5 protein-coding genes are annotated in these 5,347 nt (G+C 60.5%); 2 read left to right on the top strand and 3 right to left on the bottom strand.

The window, feature by feature from the left end; translation table 11 throughout:
* Window positions 1-96: 96 nt before the first annotated feature.
* Together JHD63_RS21615 and JHD63_RS21610 are read right to left on the bottom strand one after the other, a co-directional pair.
* Window positions 97-1,071, bottom strand: a complete 975-nt coding sequence (locus tag JHD63_RS21615; RefSeq protein WP_198972861.1) for a hypothetical protein — start codon at window positions 1,069-1,071, stop codon at window positions 97-99.
* Window positions 1,072-1,088: 17 nt separating this feature from the next.
* Window positions 1,089-3,290 (bottom strand): sensor histidine kinase, encoded by a 2,202-nt coding sequence (locus tag JHD63_RS21610; RefSeq protein ID WP_198972860.1) that lies wholly within the window; start codon window positions 3,288-3,290, stop codon window positions 1,089-1,091.
* Window positions 3,291-3,421: 131 nt separating this feature from the next.
* Here JHD63_RS21610 and JHD63_RS21605 point away from each other — a divergent pair, with 131 nt between their 5' ends.
* The gene (locus JHD63_RS21605; RefSeq protein WP_198972859.1) at window positions 3,422-4,450 is read left to right on the top strand and encodes a DNA cytosine methyltransferase; all 1,029 of its coding nucleotides are present in this window, start codon (window positions 3,422-3,424) and stop codon (window positions 4,448-4,450) included.
* Here the strand turns inward: JHD63_RS21605 and JHD63_RS21600 are convergent.
* On the bottom strand, window positions 4,395-4,826 hold the full coding sequence (locus JHD63_RS21600; RefSeq protein WP_198972858.1) for a very short patch repair endonuclease: 432 nt from the start codon (window positions 4,824-4,826) through the stop codon (window positions 4,395-4,397). The two genes, JHD63_RS21605 and JHD63_RS21600, sit on opposite strands and share 56 nt — an antisense overlap.
* A gap of 136 nt (window positions 4,827-4,962) precedes the next feature.
* Between JHD63_RS21600 and JHD63_RS21595 the strand changes: the two genes are divergently transcribed.
* The gene (locus JHD63_RS21595) at window positions 4,963-5,184 is read left to right on the top strand and encodes a hypothetical protein (RefSeq protein WP_198972857.1); all 222 of its coding nucleotides are present in this window, start codon (window positions 4,963-4,965) and stop codon (window positions 5,182-5,184) included.
* Window positions 5,185-5,347: the final 163 nt, after the last annotated feature.

Below are 5,347 nucleotides of genomic sequence, written 5' to 3'. Positions count from 1 at the left end.
GCCCGACTGCACTCGACGCTGGCCTACGTCAGCCCGATGCAGTTCGAGCAGGACTGGCTTGCCAATCAACCAAGGCAAGCCACCTCATGAGCTCAGCTATGGGATACGGATTCCAGGGGCAAGGTCAGCCTGCTCAGCCGCGATGGCCTTCAAATGATGGAACTGGACCATCCATGGGCCCCTGGCCTGACCCGCGGCATCCCGCATCGGATGCAGGAAATGCTGCTTGGGCATCCCTTCATGCTGTATCAGCCTCTTCATATCCTTTGCGGCCTTGTTGGCGTTACCGCTGGCTTCCAGTTCTTTCCACTTGGCAGAGATGTCCTCGCAAAAAGCCAAGAGGATCGTGGCAACCTTGCCCTGGTTCGCCAAATCGCAGCGCGGCGTGACGACAACCCATGTGCCTCCGTCGTACTGAACTAGGTCACCAGTATCGAGTCGAGCTTTCAAGGGAGGAACGAAATACGCCTCCTCCGGGTGGGTGGCATCACCGCCAGCATTCAACATGGAGTCGTGCACATGCGCGACGACGTGACGAGCGACAACTTCGGTCAGATCCGCCCCTTGCACTGTTGAACTGGTCCAGTGACTCCAGCGCGGCCAGATCGAACGGAAGAACACCCTGGCCGTCTCCCGGTTGAACGCACTCTTGGCGCCTCTCAGACGCAGGAAGACATCCTTGTTTTCTCCCAGCCAAGTGAAGACCTGCTCCATGCCGTCGGCTTTGTCCATGACCCTGACCTGCGGGCAGTCGTAGCTGGCCGTGTCGGCATCAGCCTGTTGCCCCGTATAGACCACAACGCCAAGAGGCTGGACTTCGAGAATGTGGCGGACCAGATCATTGCCTTGACTGTTGTTGTCGGCGACACCAGGCTCGACCTGCAGCCGGAGATCCACGACAACGGCATCAAGCCGATGCAGATCCAGCTGCCGCTTGGCATCAGTGACGTTCTTGGACGTCGTCATCTGGATGCGGAAGCCCTTGTTCTCTTCATCCGCATTGTGGGCGGCAATCGCGTCCTGCCATTCGGATATCTTCGAATCTTCGTCCTCGACGACGAGGATCTTCAACTCTGGGACTGATGATGTCATTTCTGCGGAGCCCTCTGCATTTCGATGACGAAAGTTGTCTGATCCGCCTCAGCGTCAAAGGCAACATCGCCCTTGCTCGCCCGCATCGCTTCCCTGGCTATGGCGAGCCCGATCCCGGAACCCTCTGTCTTGAGGGAGAAGCCCGGGCTGAACATCCGCGCATGGAACCGTTCGTCGATCAACGGCCCGTTGTTCGAGATCGAAACGCGGACATACCTCTTTGACTGGCTGACGGAGAAGAGCAGCCTTCTCGGCCTTGTCGGACTCGTTCCGAGCCAATGGACGGCGTTGTCAATGATGTTGAGAACTGCAGCCATAAGGTCGGACTCGTAGCCGAGGACTGGCGCGATCTGCTCTGGCAGCTCGTAGACCACTTCGACTGCCGTGTCGCTGATCGCATCGCCAAAGAGCGCCACGCACCGGCTCAGTACCTCCTGGACGTTGAACGCCTTGGGGCGCCCGCGCTTCTTCCCCGAAACGGGATCAAGCGACTTGAACAGCCTGCTCAGATGCCCCGCTGACTGACTGATCGAGCCGGCCTCCTTCCCGAACGAGCCACGGAAGTGTTTTCCGAAGGCACTCTGCTCCTCCAGCCTAGGGGCTCCATCCGCGAGTCTCTTGGAACGTGTGGAGATGTCGGACAGGAATCGTCGGCCATCATGCAGCACCTGCGCCACGACCAGACCGAGTGCTGACCTGGAAGCCAGAGCCTGCTGATAGGTCTCAAGCTCGTCGATCGACGTCTTCAATGCGGCGCTGTCCTGCTTGATCGCGCGCTCGACCTTGTCCCGGTACTTGGGCGGCAGACTCGCAACCACTCTGCTCGTAGCACGCAGACTGGCGTTGCTCCTGACCTCATCGGTGTCAACGCGGGACTTCCTGCTGAGGCCCGCACTCTGCCGGAAGTCCTGTCGCATCGATTCGACATGCGCAAGCACATCGGCTATCAGTCGCTTGAGCCGGACGAATGAGCCATTGTGCTCAAGACCTTCCCGGCTGCTGCGTTCGACAAGGCTCGATGCCTTCTCATCAGGGATCTCGACGATTCCCCACACCTGGTTCAAGCCCAGCTTCCTTGAAGGGTTCTGGACCCGCATGCGCTCCAGTTCAAGCCAGTCGGTTTCCGCGTCGCCATAGGGACGGATGCGGAACCCTCCCCGGTAGATGCCTATCCCGATGCTCTCGTCAAGCACTCGTCTCGCATCAAGGCGGCCGATGGAACCCAGGCCCAGTTTCTCGAAAAGCTCCACGATCGCGTCGCCTTCGCGATCGTAGATGTTCAGCCTCAGACCGACCTTGCCACAGGGCGCCTCTTCTGGAGTCAGCTCCGATGCTGGAATCTCGATCGGCTGGGGCTTGGCATCTCCACGCTGGTTGACGAAAGTGCCCTTGAAACGACCTTTCGCGTCGAAGGTGCCCTTGACCATGTAGTGGAAGACACGATCAATGCTGAGGGGCCGGATCTCCGTAGAGTCCCGTGAACCGGAATCCTCACTCTCGATCAGGTCGAGTGCGCCAGAAACCAGCGGCGGACCATCGAAACCGTGCACGTCCTGCTTGAAGCCCGACAGATCGAGGTATATCCGGAAGTCCCCTTCCTTGGTCGCGATGGGCGACACCATGCGACGCAACTCGCGCACCAGGGCTTCCAGTTGCTTCCTCGTCCAATGATCCCGCAGCGCCCTGATCTGCAGTTCCACCCCGGGGACCTCTCCGCGCCCACCAGGTCTGGAGGCCAAGTCAATCTCTACCTCGTCAAGGTACTTGGATTGCTCGAAGCGGCCCCAATCGATGTCGATCTCACTGACTTCAAGCCGGCGCCCGGACGTCTTGTGTGCTGTCCGGAGGTGGAGCAACCGCCCGAGTCTGGCTGTCGCGAAACGGCCGACACCCTTGGCGCCAAGCATGGTGCGACCGCCGGGGCTGAGACGTCGTTCCACCTTGTCGCTGGTCGCAGGTTCGAACCACTTGTCGACAAGGTCCGCAGCCGACATGCCGTGGCCGGCGTCCGTCACCGTGATAAGCCCGGCATCTCCCTCCCAGCGCCCGTCCTCGGGCGGAACGATCACGATGTGCACGGAGGGCGAGTCAGCATCAAAGGCGTTCTTGACCAGTTCGATGAGTGCCGCCTCGGGGCCGCTGATGAGCTGGTCCCCAATAGTCCGGACTATCCTTGCCCGAGGCCTCAACCGCGGCATAAACTCTCCTGCTTCGTTGTTTTGATACCATTTTCTCAGGCATCGGTAACGATATTTTGCAGGATGGCCTGGTCACCGTTCCACCGACCTGGTAGCCTGGCCCCAGGGCAACAGGATGGAAGACCTCTGTGATGGCGATGAAAACCTTTGTAGACCTATTCTGCGGTGGAGGGCTCGGGGCACGTGGAGCGGTGACGGTCGGCCTGCAACCGCTGGTCGCCGTTGACCTCTGGGACATCGCCTGCAAGACCTACAAGGCCAACTTTCCTTCAGCCACGGTCCTGAACCAGCGGATCGAGGAGATCGATCCGCTGGCCCACGCAAGGCCGGGCACCGTTGACCTGCTGCTGGCCTCACCCGAGTGCACGAACCACTCGGTGGCCAAGGGAGCTGCACCGCGAGACGAGAAGAGCCGCGAGACCGCGATGTACACCGTCCAGTGGATTGCCGCGCTGCAGCCACGCTGGTTCGTGATCGAAAACGTGAAGGAAATGAAGACCTGGGGGAGATACCAGGAGCTGATCGACATGCTCAAGGCTCTGGGCTACCAGATGCGCGAAGAAGTCATCAACGCCGCTGGCTTCGGAGCGCCACAGGCCCGTGTCCGGCTGTTCCTGATCGGAGGGTTGAACATGCCCCCTCCGCCGATCCGCCCTGCCCCGGACACTCCCAGGAAGACGGTCAGGGACATCCTCGATCCGGAAGGCACTTGGCCGGAGACTCCGCTCTTTGTCGAAGGCCGCGCCGAGAACACCGCCGCCAGAGCCCGGCATGCGATCAAGACCCTGGGAGCCAATGCGGAGTTCCTGCTCGTGTACTACGGTTCTGGTGGGGAGAAGAGCTGGCAGACCCTCGATCAGCCCCTCCGGACCGTGACAACGATCGACCGGTTCGCTCTTGTCCGCAAGAGCAGCAACAGGTATGTGATGCGCATGCTGCAACCAACCGAGCTTGCCCGGGCAATGTCCCTGCCGGACCACCACCAGTTCCCTGTCGGAAGCCGCCGGGAGAAGGTGAAGCTGTGCGGCAATGGCGTATGCGCCTCGGTCGTCGAGAACATCGTCAGGTGCCTTCAGGAAGCCACGGAAAGGCATTCAGCCGGTGCTACGGGCCTTCATGCGCTTCCGGAAACGGGAGTCCGAAGATCGCAGACAGTCTGAGTGACAGAGCCACCGGATCACGCGTCTCGCATTCCCATATCTCCACTACCCGCCAGCCGGCTCGCTCCAGGTCATCCCTCTTCCCGGCGTCACGGGAGACGTTCGCTGCGAACTTCTTCTGCCAGAACTCCTCCCTCGTCTTCGGCGTTGCCGCCAAGCCGCAATCATGGCGGTGCCAGAAACAGCCATGCACAAAGATCACGGTCTTGTGGTGCGGGAACACGAGATCCGGCCGCCCGGGAAGTTCGCGCACGTGAAGCCTGAACCGCAGGCCAAGGCGGTGAGCAGCAGAACGCACCGACCGTTCGGGGCCTGTGTCCTTGCCCCGGATGCCTCGCATCATCCGGCTCCTGACCTCGGGAGTCACGATATCCATACGGCCTCCGTGTCGCTCTGACACGCAAAAGTACGCCGTACAGAATCACGCCCCCAGCAAAGCACCCCGAGCGGGCCGGGTTTCCATGGCGGGGTGCCTCCTCTACGGCAATCATCTCCGTCCGTAGACTGCATGCATGAAAAGACAGCATATTTCGGACGCGGAACAGGCATTGTTCACCAGCTTGCGTGATCTGCAGGATCATGCAGCCTTCATGAGTGCGCCTGCAAACGGCCTGATGGCCGAAAAACAGGCCCACAAGGGCCCAAAGGCCGCGGCACGGCTGGACTTGTTTGCAAATTGGCTCTGTCAGGCCGCCTCAGCACATCTCAAAGCGCATTGCGCAGACCTTCCGTAGCTAGCTACGACTCGCTCAGACATCAATATCGAACGAGTTTGACCTTGCCCCTGGAATCCGTATCCCATAGCTGAGCTCATGAGGTGGCTTGCCTTGGTTGATTGGCAAGCCAGTCCTGCTCGAACTGCATCGGGCTGACGTAGGCCAGCGTCGAGTGCAGTCG

Origin of the sequence: Xylophilus sp. ASV27 (genome assembly GCF_016428875.1) — a bacterium.
In the GTDB taxonomy this organism is placed as follows: Bacteria; Pseudomonadota; Gammaproteobacteria; order Burkholderiales; family Burkholderiaceae_C; genus Xylophilus.
Note: the sequence above shows the minus strand (reverse complement) of the source record. Positions and strands in the feature narration are given on the sequence as shown.

Bases quoted from the DNA above. Each gene is read 5' to 3' on its own strand.
- JHD63_RS21610 (WP_198972860.1), bottom strand. From the start codon at position 3,290: ATGCCGCGGTTGAGGCCTCGGGCAAGGATAGTCCGGACTATTGGGGAC.
- JHD63_RS21605 (WP_198972859.1), top strand. From the start codon at position 3,422: ATGGCGATGAAAACCTTTGTAGACCTATTCTGCGGTGGAGGGCTCGGG.
- JHD63_RS21600 (WP_198972858.1), bottom strand. From the start codon at position 4,826: ATGGATATCGTGACTCCCGAGGTCAGGAGCCGGATGATGCGAGGCATC.
- JHD63_RS21595 (WP_198972857.1), top strand. From the start codon at position 4,963: ATGAAAAGACAGCATATTTCGGACGCGGAACAGGCATTGTTCACCAGC.